At 34.3% G+C, this 18,215-nt stretch carries 17 protein-coding genes; 16 read left to right on the forward strand and 1 reads right to left on the reverse strand.

Going from position 1 to position 18,215, the window contains the following annotated elements; translation table 11 throughout:
- Positions 1-79 precede the first annotated feature (79 nt).
- Entirely contained in the window at positions 80-493 is a 414-nt protein-coding gene (locus tag C4N20_RS13330; protein WP_005977835.1) for a DUF2628 domain-containing protein, read from the reverse strand.
- A 673-nt stretch (positions 494-1,166) separates the two neighbouring features.
- On the opposite strand from C4N20_RS13330, the gene C4N20_RS13335 reads away from it, so the two are divergent.
- The 16 genes from C4N20_RS13335 (at position 1,167) to aroE (ending at position 18,214) form a co-directional block, all read left to right on the forward strand.
- Positions 1,167-1,937 (forward strand): CoB--CoM heterodisulfide reductase iron-sulfur subunit B family protein, encoded by a 771-nt coding sequence (locus C4N20_RS13335; RefSeq protein ID WP_040490724.1) that lies wholly within the window; start codon positions 1,167-1,169, stop codon positions 1,935-1,937.
- A gap of 27 nt (positions 1,938-1,964) precedes the next feature.
- Positions 1,965-2,378 (forward strand): 4Fe-4S dicluster domain-containing protein, encoded by a 414-nt coding sequence (locus C4N20_RS13340; protein ID WP_005977830.1) that lies wholly within the window; start codon positions 1,965-1,967, stop codon positions 2,376-2,378.
- A gap of 24 nt (positions 2,379-2,402) precedes the next feature.
- Entirely contained in the window at positions 2,403-4,388 is a 1,986-nt protein-coding gene (locus tag C4N20_RS13345) for a CoB--CoM heterodisulfide reductase iron-sulfur subunit A family protein (protein ID WP_005977829.1), read from the forward strand.
- The gene (locus C4N20_RS13350) at positions 4,376-4,825 is read left to right on the forward strand and encodes a hydrogenase iron-sulfur subunit (protein ID WP_005977828.1); all 450 of its coding nucleotides are present in this window, start codon (positions 4,376-4,378) and stop codon (positions 4,823-4,825) included. Before C4N20_RS13345 ends, C4N20_RS13350 begins: the two co-directional genes overlap by 13 nt.
- On the forward strand, positions 4,816-5,691 hold the full coding sequence (locus tag C4N20_RS13355) for a 4Fe-4S dicluster domain-containing protein (RefSeq protein ID WP_005977815.1): 876 nt from the start codon (positions 4,816-4,818) through the stop codon (positions 5,689-5,691). Before C4N20_RS13350 ends, C4N20_RS13355 begins: the two co-directional genes overlap by 10 nt.
- Entirely contained in the window at positions 5,691-6,719 is a 1,029-nt protein-coding gene (locus tag C4N20_RS13360) for a 4Fe-4S dicluster domain-containing protein (protein ID WP_005977812.1), read from the forward strand. The genes C4N20_RS13355 and C4N20_RS13360 overlap by 1 nt, the downstream gene beginning before the upstream one ends.
- A 1-nt stretch (position 6,720) precedes the next feature.
- The gene (locus C4N20_RS13365) at positions 6,721-7,581 is read left to right on the forward strand and encodes an FAD/NAD(P)-binding protein (RefSeq protein ID WP_005977809.1); all 861 of its coding nucleotides are present in this window, start codon (positions 6,721-6,723) and stop codon (positions 7,579-7,581) included.
- 32 nt (positions 7,582-7,613) lie between these two features.
- Positions 7,614-8,294 (forward strand): 4Fe-4S dicluster domain-containing protein, encoded by a 681-nt coding sequence (locus C4N20_RS13370; protein ID WP_005977806.1) that lies wholly within the window; start codon positions 7,614-7,616, stop codon positions 8,292-8,294.
- Positions 8,295-8,316: 22 nt separating this feature from the next.
- Complete coding sequence (locus C4N20_RS13375) at positions 8,317-9,927, forward strand: FAD-binding protein (RefSeq protein ID WP_005977803.1); 1,611 nt, start codon at positions 8,317-8,319, stop codon at positions 9,925-9,927.
- 19 nt (positions 9,928-9,946) lie between these two features.
- On the forward strand, positions 9,947-11,314 hold the full coding sequence (dcuC, locus tag C4N20_RS13380) for a C4-dicarboxylate transporter DcuC (RefSeq protein WP_005977800.1): 1,368 nt from the start codon (positions 9,947-9,949) through the stop codon (positions 11,312-11,314).
- 29 nt (positions 11,315-11,343) lie between these two features.
- Positions 11,344-12,459, forward strand: coding sequence for a M20 family metallopeptidase (locus C4N20_RS13385; RefSeq protein WP_005977798.1), 1,116 nt, complete (start codon positions 11,344-11,346; stop codon positions 12,457-12,459).
- A 355-nt stretch (positions 12,460-12,814) separates the two neighbouring features.
- On the forward strand, positions 12,815-14,170 hold the full coding sequence (locus C4N20_RS13390) for a glucarate dehydratase family protein (RefSeq protein WP_005977796.1): 1,356 nt from the start codon (positions 12,815-12,817) through the stop codon (positions 14,168-14,170).
- Positions 14,171-14,184: 14 nt separating this feature from the next.
- Entirely contained in the window at positions 14,185-14,670 is a 486-nt protein-coding gene (locus C4N20_RS13395; protein ID WP_005977794.1) for a tripartite tricarboxylate transporter TctB family protein, read from the forward strand.
- Between the two features lie 22 nt (positions 14,671-14,692).
- A complete protein-coding gene (locus tag C4N20_RS13400) occupies positions 14,693-16,201 on the forward strand; it encodes a tripartite tricarboxylate transporter permease (RefSeq protein WP_005977792.1) in 1,509 nt (502 codons plus the stop codon).
- A 26-nt stretch (positions 16,202-16,227) separates the two neighbouring features.
- Positions 16,228-17,220, forward strand: coding sequence for a tripartite tricarboxylate transporter substrate binding protein (locus C4N20_RS13405; RefSeq protein WP_005977790.1), 993 nt, complete (start codon positions 16,228-16,230; stop codon positions 17,218-17,220).
- Between the two features lie 175 nt (positions 17,221-17,395).
- Complete coding sequence (gene aroE / locus C4N20_RS13410; RefSeq protein ID WP_005977789.1) at positions 17,396-18,214, forward strand: shikimate dehydrogenase; 819 nt, start codon at positions 17,396-17,398, stop codon at positions 18,212-18,214.
- Position 18,215: the final 1 nt, after the last annotated feature.

An 18,215-nucleotide genomic window follows, 5' to 3' on the forward strand; every position in this document is an offset into this window, starting at 1 on the left:
TTTAAAAATGAGTGACTAAACAGGCGGATTAAATCTGCCTATAAGCCACTCATTTTTTATTTGTCATAAATTAAAATATTTACTTGTAAAATATATTAAAAACAGCCACCTGAAGAAGTATTACAATAAGAATTCCTATTACTCCCCCACTTGTTCTTCTGCCTTTCTTGATATTATTTTTTACCTTTTCAAAATACAAGATATTTCCTTTAAAACCTAAATATGCAGGAAAAAGAAAAAGAAATGCCAGATATACTGATGGAAGATGATCTGAAGTAATATTGATAAAAATTATATAAAGAATAGCATATTCATAGAGCCCTCTATAGCCCAGCCAAAAAGGTGCTAAAAAAAATGCCCAAAAATTAAACTTTGTATTATCAGAGAGCCATTCATTTACATAGTGGTTAAAACCGTTTCCAACATGATCTTGAAGGCACTCAATATTATTTTCTATAAACTCAACATCTTCTATTAACAATGGATTTTTCATAGTATATCTCCCTTCTAGTAGTTCTATATATAATCGATTATAACAAAAATAGAAAAATAAGTCAAATTTTGGACTACAAAAATACATGTGAAATAGTTTTTTAGAATATAAAAATATAATAAAAGAGAAATTAAAATCTAAAGAAAATTTTTATTACTCATTTCTTCATTTATATATATAAAATTTTCCAAGATTAAAAAACTTAAAATATGTTCTTCATATAAAAATTTTTCTATGATTTTTATAAAAAAATGACATTTGCTAATCAAAGAAATGAGTAACTTAAAAAATAGAATTTTATTTTGTAAAATTTAAACTTCATAGAAAAAAATAAAAAAAATGAAAACCCTTTAAAAACTTAATATTTTTTTATGAATAAAAAATTTCAAAGATTGAATATACTGGACTTTGTTCTAGGAAATTATTCTAAACGAAAGAAATATCAATTCTTTTTTATGGAAAAATCTGCAAAAAAATAAAAAAACATTTGACATATCGTGCACAATATATTATAAATATATTAATATATTTAGTACTTAATTAAAACTTTGATTTCAAAAATAGTTCACAAATGGAAAAATAGTTTTAAAGGATACAGTAAATAAAAGTTTAATTTTAAAAAAACGTAGGAATTAAAGAGATTTAATTAATGAATAGGGAGGGAAGAGAAGAAATGAAATTTAGCTATTACCCTGGTTGTACTTTAAAAACTAAAGCACAAGACCTTGAGAAATATGCCTTAGATTCAGCAGCTGCTCTAGGTATCGAATTGGAAGAGCAGAAAGACTGGCAATGTTGTGGGGCAGTATTTCCATTAGGTTCAGACGAAATTGCTACAAAACTTTCTTCAGTAAGAAGTCTGGCGGCTTCTTATGCTAAGGGAGAGAAACTTGTGACTATATGTTCTGCATGTCACCATGTAATAAAAAGAACAAATGAGGAACTAAAATCTAATGAAGATATGAGAAGAAAAGTAAATAATTATCTTCAATTAGAAAATGACTACTCAGGAGAGGGAGAAGTAATCCACTATCTTGAAATGTTAAGAGACGAAATAGGATTTGATAAGATAGCAGAGAAAGTGGTAAAACCTCTTAATCGTAAAATTGCAGCTTATTATGGATGTATGCTTTTAAAACCTAAAAAAGCGATGAACTTTGATGATCCTGAAAATCCATCAATAATGGAGAATTTTATAAAAGCACTTGGAGGAACTCCAGTACTTTACCCATATAGAACAGAATGCTGTGGAGCTTATCTTGCTGTAAATAATAAAGAACTTACAGAAAAAATGAGCAGTAAGATAATAAAATCAACTTTAGATAATGGAGCAGAGGAAATTGTTACAGCTTGTCCTTTGTGCAAGTATAACTTGGAACTTAAAGATACAGCATCTGTAAGTTATTTTTCAGAGATTTTAGCTGAAGCTTTAGGAGTTAAGTAAGAGATTTCTAAAGACAGGGAGGAAAAATTGGAAAGAGATAGAGTAGTTTTCAATAAAGATAAAAAAGATGTACTTACAATAGAGGAAATCAGCAAGGAAAAAACAGCAAACTGTATGCAGTGTGGAAAATGTTCTGCTGGATGCCCTGCTGCTGAAGGAATGGACATACTTCCTCATCAAGTAATAAGACATCTGCAAATGGGAGATGTAGAAACAATAAAAAATAGTAAAACTATATGGACTTGTGCTTCTTGTTTTACTTGTGCTTCTCGTTGTCCTAGAAATGTAGATCTTTGTAAATTGATGGAAGCAGTTCGTTTGACTATCGTAAGAAAAAAAGGAAGCAGCAAATTGATTCCTGAGGATGTACCTGGAATAATGTCAGATAAAAAGATGCCGCAGCAAGCTATTGTTAGTGCATTTCGTAAATATAGTAAATAAACTGTTTTGTGAGGAGGAAAGAGATTGCAAAGAGTTGGAGTTTTTGTTTGTTGGTGCGGGAATAATATAGCAGGTACTGTAGATGTAGAAAGAGTATCTGAAGTAGCAAAGGATATTCCTGGAGTAGTTTATTCAACAAATTATCAATATATGTGCTCAGAGATAGGGCAAAATTTATTAAAGGATGCTATAAAAGAGCATAACTTAGATAGAGTAGTAGTTGCTTCATGTTCACCTAGAATGCATGAGACAACATTTCGTAATGCAGCAGCAAAGGCTGGATTAAATCCATACCTTGTTGAGATAGCAAATATAAGAGAACACTGTTCATGGGTACATAAAGACAAAGAGCAGGGAACAGAAAAAGCAATAGCACTTGTAAAAGCTGCTGTAGCAAAAGCTATTCTTAATGCTCCGTTAGTATCTGGAGAGAGTGGAGTAGAAAAAAGAGCATTGGTAATCGGAGGGGGAATTGCTGGTATACAGACAGCCCTTGATATAGCTGATGCAGGATTCAAAGTGGATATAGTTGAGAAGCAACCAAGTATAGGTGGAAAAATGGCTCAGTTAGATAAGACATTCCCTACACTTGACTGTTCAGCTTGTATCTTAACACCTAAAATGGTTGATGCTTCTATGCATCCAAACATTACTTTACATACATACAGTGAAATAGAAGCTGTAAATGGTTATGTAGGAAACTTTACAGTATCTATAAAGAAAAAAGCTCGTTATGTAGATATGGATAAATGTACAGGTTGTGGAATCTGTGTTGAAAAATGTCCTTCAAGAAAAGCAGGAAATGAATTTGAAGAAAATCTAACTAAAAGAGGAGCTATATATAAAGCATTTGCACAGGCAGTACCAAATGTACCAGTAATCGATACTACTCAATGTATAAAAATGGCAACTGGAAAATGTGGAATCTGTGAAAAACTTTGTATGGCAAAAGCTATAGATTTCTCTCAAAAAGATGAAATTATAGAAGAAAGATATGGAGCTATAGTAGTAGCTACTGGATATGATCTTATCAATCTTGAGAAGTTAGGAGAATACAACTATTCTCATCCAAATGTAATAACTTCACTGGAATTTGAAAGACTTACAAATGCAGCAGGACCTACTCATGGAAAATTCCTTAAACCTTCAGATCATACAAAACCTAAGAAAGTAGTTTTTGTACAATGTGTTGGATCAAGAGATACAAGCGACAGAGGAAAACCTTACTGTTCAAAAATCTGTTGTATGTATACAGCAAAACATGCAATGCTTCTTAGAGATAAATACCCAGATATCGAAGCATATGTATTCTATATAGATGTAAGAACACCTGGTAAAAACTTTGATGAATTCCAAAGAAGAGCAGTTGAAGAGTATGGAGTTCAATATATCAAAGGTATGGTTGGAAAAGTATTCCCAGAAGGGGATAAACTAATGGTAAATGGTGTAGATGCACTTACTGGACAGACAGTTGTAATAGATGCTGATATGGTAGTACTGGCAGCAGCTACAAGAGCTAAAGATGATGCAGTAGCTTTAAAAAGAAAGCTAAACATCAGTACAGATACAAACAACTTCTTTACAGAGGCACATCCAAAACTAAAACCAGTAGAAACAGCTTCAGCAGGAATATACTTAGCAGGGGCTTGTCAAGGACCTAAAGATATTCCTGAAACAGTGGCACAAGCCAGTGCAGCAGCAGCAAAAGCAATAATTCTGCTTTGCAAGGATAAACTTGTAAATAACCCTTGTGTATCTTCTGTAAATACAGATCTTTGCAGTGGATGCGGTCAATGTGCACAAATGTGTCCATACGATGCTATCTCTCTAAAAATGACTGATATCAGAGATCATGGAAAAGTTGTAAGAAGATTAGTGGCAACAGTAAATGATGCACTATGTCAAGGATGTGGAGGATGTACAGTATCTTGCCGTCCAGGAGCAATTGACCTGAGAGGATTCTCAAATAAACAAATTATGGCGGAGGTAGATGCAATATGTCGTCTGTAGAAAAAGTAGAAAAAGAAGAATTCAAACCTTTGATAGTTGCATTCTGCTGTAACTGGTGTAGTTATGCAGGTGCTGACTTAGCAGGGACAAGCAGATTAAACTACCCTGCTAATGTAAAAATAATTCGTGTTCCATGCTCTTGCAGAGTAAATACTAACTTCATAATCCGTGCTTTCCAAAAAGGTGCAGATGGAGTAGTTATTGCAGGATGTCACCCAGGGGACTGTCACTACTCAACAGGAAACTATTACACAAGACGTCGTTTCTCTGTGTTCATCAATCTTCTTGAGTATATGGGAATAGAAAAAGAGCGTTTCAAAATAGACTGGATATCAGCTGCGGAAGCAAATAAGTTTGCTACAGTAATGAATGAAGTATTGGAAAACGTTCATAGACTTGGACCAAATAAAAAGTTGAGGGATGGTAGATGGAAATAATGACTGAAAAAATTAGAAAAATAGCTAAAGAAGCACTTTCAAGTAATAAAGTCCAAATGGTAATTGGTTGGGAAAAAGGAGATTTCTCATTTGAATCTATACCAGTTTTCATCACTGATGCTGAACAGGCTGATAAACTTGTATTAGATGCTTACTGTATAAACAACCTAAGCAAATATCTTATGGAACAAACACAAAAATATGAAAAAATTGGAATATTTTTAAAAGGATGCGATTCATTAGGATTAAACCAATTATTGAAAGACCATAGAATAGACAGAGAAAAAGTATATGTATGGGGAGTTCCATGTAATGAAATGGTTGATTCTAAAAATAATAAATATACAAAATGTGAAACTTGTCTTCACCCTACTCCAGTAGTATATGATGAACTGTTAGGAGAGGAAATAACTTCTGAAATTGATCCTGAAGAGAGATTCAGAGAAGTAAGAATACTTGAGAATATGACTGCTGATGAAAGATACGAATTCTGGAGCAATGAGTTTTCAAGATGTATCAGATGTAATGCTTGTCGTAACATATGCCCAGCATGCAGCTGTGTAAAATGTGTATTCGACAATGATGATATAAATGTTTTAGGAAAAGCTAATATAGCACCTGAAAATGGATTCTTCCACTTAACAAGAGCTTACCATGTAGCTGGTAACTGTGTGGACTGTGGAGAATGTGCAAGAATATGTCCTGCTCATATCAGACTTGACCTGTTAAACAGAAAAATAATAAAAGATATCAATGAAACTTATGGAGCATGGGAAGCAGGACTTGATTCTGAAACTCCAGCACCATTAGTATCATACACACTAGAAGATAAAGATAACTTTGCAGTAAAAAAAGGAGGTAAATAATGAAAAAAGTATTAAAAAGCAGACTGACTGAATTATGGGAAGCTATTAATAACAGTTTTGATTTATTTCTTCCAATGGAAAATGGTACTCTTGTAAATTTTGGAAGCTATGCAGCTGACAAAAATGTAAGACTTGATGTACTTAAAACAAGTTCATCAGTAAAAGAGTTTGTTTTTCCTCAAACTGAAACATACTTAAAATTTAAAAATACAAGAAAAAAACTTGAACTTACACCAGTAAATGTAGAGGGAAGAGACTATGTGCTTTTTGGTGTTAGAAACTGTGATGCAGCAAGTTTTAAAATAATGGACAATATATTTTTGAGAGAGCCGGTAGATACATATTACAGAGCTCACAGAGCAAAAGGGATCATAGTAACTATGGCATGTAATTCTCCAGAGGAAACTTGTTTCTGTAGTGCATTTGGAATAGATGCTGCTGAAGCTTCTCCAGCTTCTGATATAGTAACTTGGGATATGGGAGACTATATCTTATGGGAAGCAAAGACAGAAAAGGGAGAAAAGCTTACTGCTGCTGTCTCATCTGTACTTGAAGATGCTGAAGATGTAAATGCTCTTGAAACATTAAAAAAAGAGATCAAAGAAAAAATGGAATCACTTCCATTAAAAGATCTTGATCCTAAAAAAATAACTAAAGAACAACAGGAGCTTTTCGATATGGAAGACTTCTGGGGAGATATCAGCAAAAAATGTCTAGCTTGTGGGTCTTGTACATTTGTATGTCCAACTTGCCACTGTTATGATGTAAAAGATTATGATGGAGGAAATGCTGGAGAGAGATACAGATGCTGGGATTCTTGCATGATATCAGACTTTACTCGTATGGCTCATGGAAATCCAAGAACTAGTCAATTACAAAGAGTAAGACAAAGATTTATGCACAAACTTGTATATTATCCAAAAAATCATGAGGGAATGTACTCTTGTGTAGGATGTGGAAGATGTGTTGAGAAATGTCCTGTAGGACTAAATATTGTAAGAGTAATAAAAAGATTGGGGGAGGAATAATATGAGTTGTGGTTGCGGATGTCATGATCATGACAATGATCCTTTAATGCCTAAAGTGGCAATAATAACTAATATCAGAAGAGATACTCCTGATGTTACTACATTTAGAATAGAGAGTCCAGAAGGTGGAAAACCTTTTGAATTTATGCCAGGTCAATGTGCTATGCTGTCAGTTCCTCCAATAGGAGAAGCTATATTCTCTATAACTTCATCTCCTACTGTAAAAGATTACATGGAGTGCAGCATAAAAAAATGCGGAATAGTAACTGACTATATACACCAGCTTGAAGAGGGAGCTGAAATTGGTATAAGAGGACCATATGGAAATAACTTCCCTGTAGAAGAAGCAGATGTATTGAAAGGTAAAGACCTTCTGTTCATAGCTGGAGGTATAGGACTTGCTCCTCTTCGTTCAGTTATCAACTATGTAATGGATAACAGAGAAAACTATGGAAAAGTGGATATCGTATATGGTTCACGTACTCCAGATGATCTAGTACATCAAAATGATATTTTCAAAGTATGGCCTGCTCAGAAAGACACAAATGTGCATCTGACAGTAGACAGAGAATTTGAAGGATGGGATGGGCATGTTGGATTTGTCCCAAACTATGTAAAAGAGCTTGGACTTGACAATAACAAAGTTGCTCTTGTGTGCGGACCTCCAATCATGATCAAATTTGTACTTCAAGGTTTGGAAGAAATCGGATTTAAGAAAGAGCAAGTATTCACTACATTGGAACTTAAAATGAAATGTGGTGTAGGAAAATGCGGACGTTGCAACATTGGAGATAAATATGTTTGTAAAGATGGTCCAGTATTTAGATGTGATGAAATTTTAGAACTTCCAAATGAATATTAATATTGAGAAAAAATCATAGTAAGGAGAGATAAATGGCTGAAAAGAAAATGGTTGATATATATATATTAGGTAAAAAATATACTGTACCTTCAACTCTAACAATAATGGATTCTATGGAATATGCAGGATATCAGCTTATAAGAAGCTGCGGATGCAGATCAGGATTCTGTGGAGCTTGTGCTACTGTATATAGAGTGCAGGGACAAAGTGAACTTAAAGTAACTCTTGCTTGTCAAAGCGAGGTAGAAGATGGAATGTATCTTACACAAATTCCTTTCTTCCCGGGGAAAAAAGCAGTTTATGATATGGATAAAGTAGAAGCTTCTGCTGATACTATGGTAGAAAAATATCCTGAAATATACAAATGTATAGGATGTAATGCTTGTACAAAAGGATGTTCTCAAGGAATCAATGTAATGCAGTATATTGCATATGCACAAAGAGGAGAATTTGAGAAATGTGCTCATGAATCATTTGACTGTGTAGGATGTGGAATATGTGCATCAAAATGTCCTGCTGGAATAACTCACTACAATGTAGGACTTCTGGCTCGTCGTATTACTGGAAAACATATAGCTCCTAAGAGTAAACATTTAATGGAAAGAGTTGAAGAAATCAACGCTGGTAAATTAGATGCGGAATTAGATGAAATGATGAACAAAAGTATAGATGAACTAAAAGATCTATACAATCATAGAGATATCACTAAATAGTAGGAATGGAGGTTTTTGATAGATGTATACGGCAGAAATGAGAGAATTAATAAAAAAGGTTGAGGCAACTCGTCCAAGTAGAATGGGACATGATTTTCCAAGATTGTCTCCAGAAGCTAAACTTGAAATATTAAAGAGTAATCACCCTGACTATGTAGAAAGTGGATTCAGACCGCTTAATCTTGGAGTAAATTCTGGAGATAAAGTGCCTTTGGAACTAGCTGATCTTATAGAAGCAAAAAGCAGAGTGGAATTAGATAAAGTAGATCTTAACAGAGTAGACTATGATGTAGATGTTCTTATAATAGGAGCAGGGGGAGCAGGAGCTGCTGCTGCACTGGAAGCACATAATACTGGAGCAAAAGTAATGATAGCTACTAAACTTCGTTTTGGTGATGCCAACACTATGATGGCAGAAGGAGGAATCCAAGCTGCTGACAAGCCAGACGATTCACCTGCTAGACACTACTTAGATGTATTAGGTGGAGGACATTTCACAAACATTCCTGAACTGGCAAAAGCATTAGTACATGATGCACCGGGAGCTATCCAATGGCTTAATGAACTTGGAGTAATGTTTGATAAAGAAGAAGATGGAACTATGCATACACAGCATGGTGGAGGAACTTCAAGAAAGAGAATGCATGCTGCTGCTGACTACAGTGGAGCAGAAATCATGCGTGTACTTAGAGATGAAGTAAGAAATAAAGGTGTAGAAGTAATAGAGTTTTCACCAGCTGTAGAACTTATAAAAGATACAGAGGGAAAAGTAGCAGGAGCTGTACTGTATAATCTTGAAACTAAAGAATACTCAGTAGCAAAAGCTAAAACTGTAATACTGGCTACAGGAGGAGCAGGAAGACTTCATTATCATGGATTCCCTACTTCTAACCACTATGGAGCAACAGCTGATGGATTAGTATTAGGATACAGAGTAGGAGCAGAACTTGCTTTTGCTGATACTATTCAATATCATCCTACAGGAGTTGCATTCCCATCTCAAATATTTGGTGCTCTAGTAACTGAAAAAGTAAGAGGACTTGGAGCTACACCTCTTAACATAGATGGAGAGCAATTCGTATATCACTTAGAAACAAGAGATATCGAAGCATCTGCTATCATCAATGAATGTAATGTAAAAGGAAAAGGAATTGCTACACCAACTGGAGAAGTTGGAGTATGGCTTGACACTCCATTAATCGACATGATACATGGAGAGGGAACATTGGAAAAAAGACTTCCTGCAATGTTTAGAATGTTTGAAAAATTTGGAATAGATATGAGAAAAGAACCAATTCTTATCTACCCAACACTTCATTATCAAAATGGAGGACTCCTAATCAATGATAAAGGGGAAACTAAAATAGAAAACCTATTTGTTGCTGGAGAATGTGCTGGAGGAATCCACGGAAGAAACAGACTTATGGGAAATTCATTATTGGATATAATAGTATTTGGACGTAGAGCTGGTAAAAATGCTGGTGCTAAGAGTAAAGAGGTTGAAGTAAAAGACCTTACTCTAAATCATATAGCAGAATACCATGAATCTTTGAAAGCAAATGGAGTAGAAACTGACAGAGTATCTCCTATGCTGCTTCCTCGTTACAGACATGGTGCAGATAAACAAAACTAATATATAAAGGGGGAATAAAATGAATTTTATAGTTGCAATTTTGGTTGTGGTGGCAGTTGGATATCTTATTGTTAAAAAATATTATGCACAAGGTGTTCTGTTGCTTGGGGGAGCTGTACTTTTGTTAGCTGCTGTTGTCTTTAATGGAACTCCTATCCTTGCAAAAGGTGGAACAGGATCACTTTATCTTGATGTATTTGCTCAATTAAAAGCTAACTTTATTAAGACTACTGGAAGTCTTGGACTAGCTATTATGATAGTATCAGCATTTGCTAAATACATGGACCATATAGGAGCAAGTAAGGCTCTTGTAAAAGTTGCTATTAAGCCTTTACAAAAACTTAACTCTCCATATATAGTGCTTGCATTATCGTATGTAGTGGGACAAATACTTAATATCTTCATACCAAGTGCATCTGGACTTGGAGTACTTCTAATGGTAACTGTATATCCTATCGTTGTATCTCTTGGAGTATCACCTCTAGCAGCTACAGCAGTAATAGGAACATCTGCTTGTCTTGACCTAGGACCAGCTTCTGGAAATGCTGTTCTGGCTTCTAAAACTGCTGGAATAGATGCAGCACTATACTTTGTTGATTATCAAATACCAGTAGCAATAGTTACAGTTATTGTTATCACAGTTATCCACTACTTTGTAAATAAATCTATGGACAAAAATATGAATTTAGCTGAAAAAGCTAAAGAGGAAGCTGAATTTGAAAAAGAAATGAATGCAGAAGGAAAAGTTCCTGGATTCTATGCTCTTTTACCTATCATTCCGTTGATTGTAATACTTGTATTCAGTCCGTTAACTGGAAGTAAAGTTAGAGTAGACGTTATAGAAGCTATGTTTATGAGTATTGCTTTAAGTATGTTCATTGAAGGATTGAGAAGAAAAGCTTTCAAAAGTACTCTTGTTGAATTGAAAATAGTATTTACAGCAATGGGAAGTCAATTTGCAAATGTTATCACTCTAATTGTAGCTGGAGAATTCTTTGCTCTTGGACTTACTAGAATAGGAGTTATATCAGCTCTTATTGACTCAACTAAGTCAGCAGGACTTGGACCTCAGCCAATGATTCTAGTAATGACTGCAATAATAGCACTTTCTTCTATCCTTATGGGATCAGGAAATGCACCATTCTTCGCTTTTGCGGCACTTGCACCAGCAGTAGCAGCATCAGTTGATCTTAATCCAATTGTTATGTTAATGCCAATGCAGTTAGCAGCAGGAATAGCAAGAAGTATTTCTCCTATCACTGCGGTTATTGTTGCAGTTGCAGGTATCTCTGGAGTATCTCCATTTGATGTTGTAAAAAGAACAGCAGCTCCAATGGTTGGAGGACTTTTAGCAGTTCTTATCACTAACATGATTCTATTTGGATAATATTTAAAAAATAAGGGGGACACATAGAAATGGATATGAAAAAATATTTAGCAGATTTAGAAAAGTTAGTAAACATCGACTGTGGAAGCAATGTACCTGAAGGGGTACAGGAAGTTACAGAATTTTTCAAGAAAGAGCTTGAAAATGACTGGATACTTAAAGTATATCCTCAAAATGATGGAAAGAACCCTGTATTAGTAGCTAAGAACAGAGACAGTGAAGATATTGATCTTATGTTCCTAGGACATAACGATACTGTATTCCCTAAAGGAACTGTACCAGCATGGTCATATAAACTTGAAGGAAATATAGCAACAGGAGCGGGAGTATATGACATGAAGTCTGGAGTACTTTCTATGATAGAAGTTGCTAAAGAGTTCAAAGATGAAGATATAACTATAGCTCTTGTAATGAATACAGATGAGGAAATCAGTTCTCGTTATTCAAGACCTGTAATAGAAGAAGTAGGAAAGAATGCAAAATATGCAATGGTATTTGAACCAGCTCGTAAAAATGGAAATGCTGTAATAGAGAGAAAAGGACTTGTAAAATACAAAGTTGAGTTCTTTGGAAAATCTTCTCATGCAGGAAACTATCCACAAGAGGGAATCAATGCTATTCTTGAAGCTTCTCGTTGGGTAACTGAAATATCTAAACTTCATAACTGGGATATAAAGAACTCACTTAATGTGGGACTTATAGAAGGTGGAAGTGGAGTAAATATCGTTCCTGATTATGCTTGTATCAAATTTGAAGGAAGATCTCACCAAGTAGAATTCTTTGAAACTATCAGAAAAACTATGGAAGAGTTAAAAGCAAATCCATTAGTTGAGGGAATCAAAGTAGAACTTGAAGAAATTGGATATAGACCACCATTAGTACTAAATGATAAATCAGCTACACTTCGTGATCTTTTTGATGAGAGCAAAGCTGAAATGGGAATAAAATATGACTGGGAAGTAGCTGGAGGATGTTCTGATGGGAACTTCTTAGGAGTATTAGGTGTAGGAGTAGTTGATGCTGTAGGTCCTGTGGGGGGAGAAGCTCACAGCAAAAACGAATATTTGGACATATCTACTATTGAAGAAAGAATTGATCTAGCTAAGGCTGTAGTTAGAAAAATGATTGATAGAAAGATAATATAACAACTGAATAGAGGGTTTAAAATTAGGAAAAGGCTGTTTTAGGACAGCCTTTTTTGTATTTAATATAAATTTTTAATTTTTTTAAATTTTAAGAAGCTTTATATTCCTCAATAAATATTTTTTTTAAAACTTAGGAAGAAGATAAAAGGAATATTTTAAATTAATTAGCAGGGAAGAGAACTTTAAAATGGATATTATTTTTTTATGTTACTTAAGACAATTTTCAATGCTTATTTTTGTTTTTTATAATATATCCTGTGAAAAAATATTATGATACGATATACGAAATTAGATAATTATGTTTTAATAACTGAGGATTTATCCTATTAAACTATAATAATTGGAGGAAAATTTTATGGAAAAGAAGGGATCACCAAAAGTAGTAAAAATGGATGTGTATCCAGTAGCAGGATATGATAGTATGCTTCTGACGCTTAGTGGATGTCATGCACCTTATTTCACAAGAAATATAGTAATTTTAGAAGATGAAACTGGAAATAAAGGAATAGGAGAAATACATGGCGGGGAAGCTATAACAGAAATGCTTGAAAGTTATAAACCAATAGTGGTAGGAGCAGAAATAGCTGATTACAGACAGGTTATAACAAACATAAGACAAAATGGGCAGAAGGCTAAAGGGGATAGTGGTGAAGGACTTCAGGGATTGAATATAAGCAATCTGAAATTTGTAGTTCAGGCTGAAGCTGCTGTGGAATGTGCTATGTTGGATTTATTAGGAAAATATGTAAATAAAGCTATGGCATCTCTGTTAGGAGATGGAGGAATACAAAGAAGAGAAGTTCCTTTCCTGGGTTATTTATTTTATATAGCTGATACAAAGAAAACTGATCTTCCTTATTTAGTAGAGAGTGACTGTAAAGATAAATGGGAGAAAGTGAGAAGAAAAGAAACTCTTACTCCTGAAGCAGTAGTAGAACAGGCAAAAGCTCTTTATGAAAGATATGGATTTAAAGATTTTAAATTAAAAGGCGGAGTATTAAAAGGAGAAGAGGAAATGAAAGCTGTGGAGGCTCTTCATGCAGCTTTTCCAGAAGCAAGAGTAAACATTGATCCAAATGGAGCATGGACTTTAGAGGAAGCAATAAGATTATGCGAGGGTAAAAATAATGTAGTGGCATATATGGAAGATCCATGCGGACCAGAAGCTGGATTTTCAAGCAGAGAAATAATGGCAGAATTTAAAAATGCCACAGGATTAAAAGTTGCAACAAATATGATAGCTACTAACTGGAGACAGTTCTATCATGCAGCAGCATTAAAATCAGTAGATATAATACTTGCCGATCCTCATTTCTGGACATTAAATGGAAGTGTAAGAATGGCATATATACTGAAAGACTGGGGACTGACATGGGGATCACACTCAAACAATCACTTTGATATAACTCTGGCAACATTTGCACAGGTAGCAGCAGCTGCACCAGGAAAGATTACACCTGTAGATACTCATTATATATGGCAGGACGGGCAAGGGCTTACTAAAGAATCTCCTGTGATAAAGGATGGAGTTATAAAAATAACTGATAAACCGGGACTTGGAGTAGAAATTGATATGGAAAAATTATTGAAAGCTCATGAGTTATATAAAACAATGCCAGCTAAGTTCAGAGATCGTGATGATGCACTGGCAATGCAGTATTTAATAAAAGACTGGAAATATGATTCTAAAAAACCTTGTATGGTTAGATAAGGAAGGAGAGATTTATGAGTAACAAAAGTTTAAATTGGGAAAGTAAAGATACTGTATTAGGAATTATTATGCTCTTATGTGGAGCAGCATATGGAATATTAGTACTTCAAATACCTGGAACAAGATCTCAGTTATTTGATTCAAGATTTGTACCCTCTCTTATCAGTGTTTTGATTATAGTGGTTGGAGTACTGCAAACAGGAAGAGGGCTTAAAACTCCAAAGGGGGAAGCAGAAAAGAAAGAATTTGATAAGAAAACAGTAATATGCACATTTGCATTGATAGCTCTGTATATTCTGCTCTATTCTAGCGTGGGATTTATTATAACAACATTTTTATTTCTTTTCTTGGAAATGAATGTATTAACCCCTGGATATGTTAAGAAAAATCAGCTTGTTTATTTGGCAATTTCTCTGCTCTTCTCAGTGGGAATATATTATCTATTTTATTTTGGATTCAGTATCTTCCTTCCTGGTGGATTACTAGATGCATTTTTATAGAAAATAAGGGAGGGACAAAGAGATGTTTGAATTATTTGGAGAGGGGCTGTTGACAGCATTACAGCCATATACACTTATACTTATGCTGATAGGAACTGCTGTGGGAATAGTATTTGGAGCTGTTCCGGGATTATCTACAGTAATGGGGCTGGTTTTAGGACTGCCGTTTACATATGCAATGACGCCGGCAGTAGGAATTTGTTTTCTAATATCACTATATATTGGAGGAACTTCTGGAGGATTAATTTCAGCAGTATTGCTGGGGATTCCGGGAACACCGTCATCAATAGCTACCTGCTTTGATGGACTTCCAATGAAAAACAATGGACGAGTTATGGAAGCACTTGGAATGGGAGTAGTATTCAGTTTTATAGGTACAGTAGTAAGTACTTTAGCACTTGTATTTATTTCACCGCTTCTTGCAAAAGTTGCTTTACAGTTTGGACCACATGAATATTTTTCAATAGCTATGTTTGCAATTATATTGATAACTTCATTGGCAGGAAGTACTCTGCCAAAAGCATTCTTTGCTGCATTTATGGGAATAGGTTTCGCAACAGTGGGGCTGTCGCCAACAGATGCTGTAAAAAGATTTACATTTGGAAGTCCTCAGTTGGTAGGAGGTTTTAATACACTGACAGTATTAATAGGACTTTTTGCTATAACAGAAATACTTCTTACATCAGAAACTATTAAATTTTCTACTAAGCAGGAAAAAATAGAAGTAAATATGAAGGATGTAAAAGGGTTCGGATTTTCAATAAAAGAATTTCTGGCACAAAAATGGAATGCTCTGGTAGCAGCTGTTATTGGAATAGTAATAGGTATCATTCCCGGAATTGGAGGTTCTACCTCTAATCTGATTGCATATAATGTAATAAAAAGCAGATCTAAATATCCTGAAAAATTTGGAACAGGAATACCTGACGGAGTTGTTGCTTCTGAAACTTCAAATAATGCTTCAGTAGGAGGAGCTATGATACCTCTTCTTACTTTGGGAATACCGGGAGACGGAGCTACAGCAGTTCTTCTTGGAGCTTTCATGGTACATGGTATTGTTCCGGGGCCACTGTTGTTTAAAAATAATGCTTCATTGGTATTTGCAATATTTGCAGCTATGTTTATAGGAGCTTTTCTTATGCTGATAGTAGAGTTCTTTGGATTGAGAATATTTGCTCAGGTGCTGAGAGTGCCTAAATATGTACTGCTTCCTATTGTTATAGTATTTACAACAGTTGGAGCTTTTGCTCTTGCCAGCAGAACATTTGATGTTATAGCTATTCTGGTATTTGGTATCTTAGGATATATATTTGTTAAATTCAAAGTGCCTCAATCGCCTTTTATAATAGGATTTATTTTAGGAAGAATGGCAGAAGAAAATTTGAGAAGAGGACTTATACTTTCTGATAATAATATATTGGACTTTTTCTCAAAACCAATAGCTTGTGTGTTTTTAATAGCAACTATTCTGTATCTAGGGTATATGCTATTTGGATATTGTAAAAAATGCAAGGTAATGAAAACAGCATAAATATATGAAAATGGAGGGATTTATCAATGAAAAAATTTGGAAAAATATTTTTAATGGGATTATGTGCTGCAACAATATTATCAGGTTGTGGTGGAAAAAAAGATGGAGGAAAAGATGCAGCAGCAGTATGGCCTAACAAACCAGTGGAAGTAGTTCTTCATGCATCAGCTGGTGGAGATACAGACTTTAATGCCAGAACATTTGGGGAATTCTTTGAAAAAGAAACTAAAAAACCATTAGTAGTAACTAATATGCCTGGTGCTTCTGGACTGGCAGCTACAGAAAGTATAAAAGCAACACCAGCTAATGGATACAAAGCTTTGTTTACTCACTCAGGTCCAATGGTGGTAAACTATGTATCTGGAATATCAGATTATGATTTTAAAGAATTTGATGTAGCATGTATTCCAGCAATAGATGGAGGATCAGTATTAGTAGCAAGTAAACAATCAGGAATCACTTCATTAAAAGATCTTATAGAAAAAAGTCAGGCTAATCCTGAAAGTGTTATATATGGAACAGAATTTGGAGGATTTTCACATTTACAAGTGTTGATTCTTCAAGATAAAACAGGGGTAAAATTAAAACTTGCAGATATAGGTTCAACATCTGAAAAAGTTACAAACCTATTAGGTGGAAGAATAGATGTAGCATCTATAGCTTATGGAAGTATAAAAGATTATGTACAAAATGGAGATATGATAGCTCTGGCTCAATACAATGGAGAGAGAAACCCTTACTTGGGAGATGTACCAACAGCTAAAGAAAGCGGTGTAGATATGGAAATGAATAACCCATATATTATAGCTTTTCCTAAAGGAACTGATCCAGCAATAGTAGCTAAAATGAGTGAAATCGCAGAAAAAGTAGTTGGAACACCTGAATATGCTGAGAAATTAAAAATTGGATTCAGTCAGCAGGCAAAAATATTAACTACTGAAGAAGCAAAGGCATATTTACAAAAAATAGAAGATGAGTATATGCAGTATAAAGATGTATTAAGAAATACAACAAAATAATATTGTAAATAAAGAGAGTGCAAAAGTTAGATTAAATTTTAGAAATTTGGAAGTCAGTAAGAGATAATTTTCTGATGAAAAAGTTCTTAATTATATTTCTGCTTTGAGGCACTCTTTTTTTTATTATATAGTTGTGCTATAATAAATTTAAAATAAAATACAGAGGGGTAAGAAAATGAAAACTTATGGACTCATAGGAGAAAAACTCGGTCATTCCCTTTCTCCTGTCATTCATCAATATATATTTGAAAACTATAATATAAAGGGATATTATTCTCTATATGAGGTAGAAAAAAGCAATGCTGAAAATATAATAGAGGGTATGAAGATAATGGGAATAGAAGGAGTGAATATAACTATTCCATATAAAGAAACACTTCTCCCAAAAATAGATTTCTTATCTGAAGAGGTAAGAAAAATAGGAGCTGTAAATGTCCTTAAAGTAAAAGATGGAAAAAGCTATGGATATAACAGCGACTACTATGGATTTATAAGACTTCTGGAAAGAGGAGAGATAGAAATAAAAGGAAAGAGCTGTGTAGTACTTGGAACAGGAGGAGCAGCAAAATCTGTAATAACAGCTCTTCATGATCTGGGAGCAGAGAGTATAAAAGTGGTATCAAGAACTCTTTCAAGTAAACTTACTGACCTTTTAGAAAAATTCCCATATATCAATATAGCTATCTATGAAAACTTTCTGGAAGGAGATGTTATAATAAATACAACACCAGTGGGAATGTATCCAAATGTTGGTGTTTCTCCAGTGGACGAAGAAGTCATAAAAAGATTTACAGCAGCAGTGGACATAGTTTATAATCCATTGAGAACAGAATTTTTGAATTTAGCTGAAAAAAATGGACTGCAATGTGCAGATGGACTTTATATGCTTATAGAGCAGGCAGTAAAAGCACAGGAAATATGGCAGGAAAGAGAATTTGATGATTCGTTGGGAGAGGAACTTTACAATTATTTAGCAGATAATTTTATAAAATAAC

Origin of the sequence: Fusobacterium ulcerans (assembly GCF_003019675.1) — a bacterium.
In the GTDB taxonomy this organism is placed as follows: Bacteria; Fusobacteriota; Fusobacteriia; order Fusobacteriales; family Fusobacteriaceae; genus Fusobacterium_A; species Fusobacterium_A ulcerans.

Coding starts and splice junctions, on each gene's coding strand:
- C4N20_RS13365 (WP_005977809.1), top strand. CDS start 6,721: ATGAGTTGTGGTTGCGGATGTCATGATCATGACAATGATCCTTTAATG.
- C4N20_RS13335 (WP_040490724.1), top strand. CDS start 1,167: ATGAAATTTAGCTATTACCCTGGTTGTACTTTAAAAACTAAAGCACAA.
- C4N20_RS13370 (WP_005977806.1), top strand. CDS start 7,614: ATGGCTGAAAAGAAAATGGTTGATATATATATATTAGGTAAAAAATAT.
- C4N20_RS13360 (WP_005977812.1), top strand. CDS start 5,691: ATGAAAAAAGTATTAAAAAGCAGACTGACTGAATTATGGGAAGCTATT.
- C4N20_RS13385 (WP_005977798.1), top strand. CDS start 11,344: ATGGATATGAAAAAATATTTAGCAGATTTAGAAAAGTTAGTAAACATC.
- C4N20_RS13375 (WP_005977803.1), top strand. CDS start 8,317: ATGTATACGGCAGAAATGAGAGAATTAATAAAAAAGGTTGAGGCAACT.
- aroE (WP_005977789.1), top strand. CDS start 17,396: ATGAAAACTTATGGACTCATAGGAGAAAAACTCGGTCATTCCCTTTCT.
- C4N20_RS13395 (WP_005977794.1), top strand. CDS start 14,185: ATGAGTAACAAAAGTTTAAATTGGGAAAGTAAAGATACTGTATTAGGA.
- C4N20_RS13390 (WP_005977796.1), top strand. CDS start 12,815: ATGGAAAAGAAGGGATCACCAAAAGTAGTAAAAATGGATGTGTATCCA.
- C4N20_RS13400 (WP_005977792.1), top strand. CDS start 14,693: ATGTTTGAATTATTTGGAGAGGGGCTGTTGACAGCATTACAGCCATAT.
- C4N20_RS13350 (WP_005977828.1), top strand. CDS start 4,376: ATGTCGTCTGTAGAAAAAGTAGAAAAAGAAGAATTCAAACCTTTGATA.
- dcuC (WP_005977800.1), top strand. CDS start 9,947: ATGAATTTTATAGTTGCAATTTTGGTTGTGGTGGCAGTTGGATATCTT.
- C4N20_RS13405 (WP_005977790.1), top strand. CDS start 16,228: ATGAAAAAATTTGGAAAAATATTTTTAATGGGATTATGTGCTGCAACA.
- C4N20_RS13330 (WP_005977835.1), bottom strand. CDS start 493: ATGAAAAATCCATTGTTAATAGAAGATGTTGAGTTTATAGAAAATAAT.
- C4N20_RS13355 (WP_005977815.1), top strand. CDS start 4,816: ATGGAAATAATGACTGAAAAAATTAGAAAAATAGCTAAAGAAGCACTT.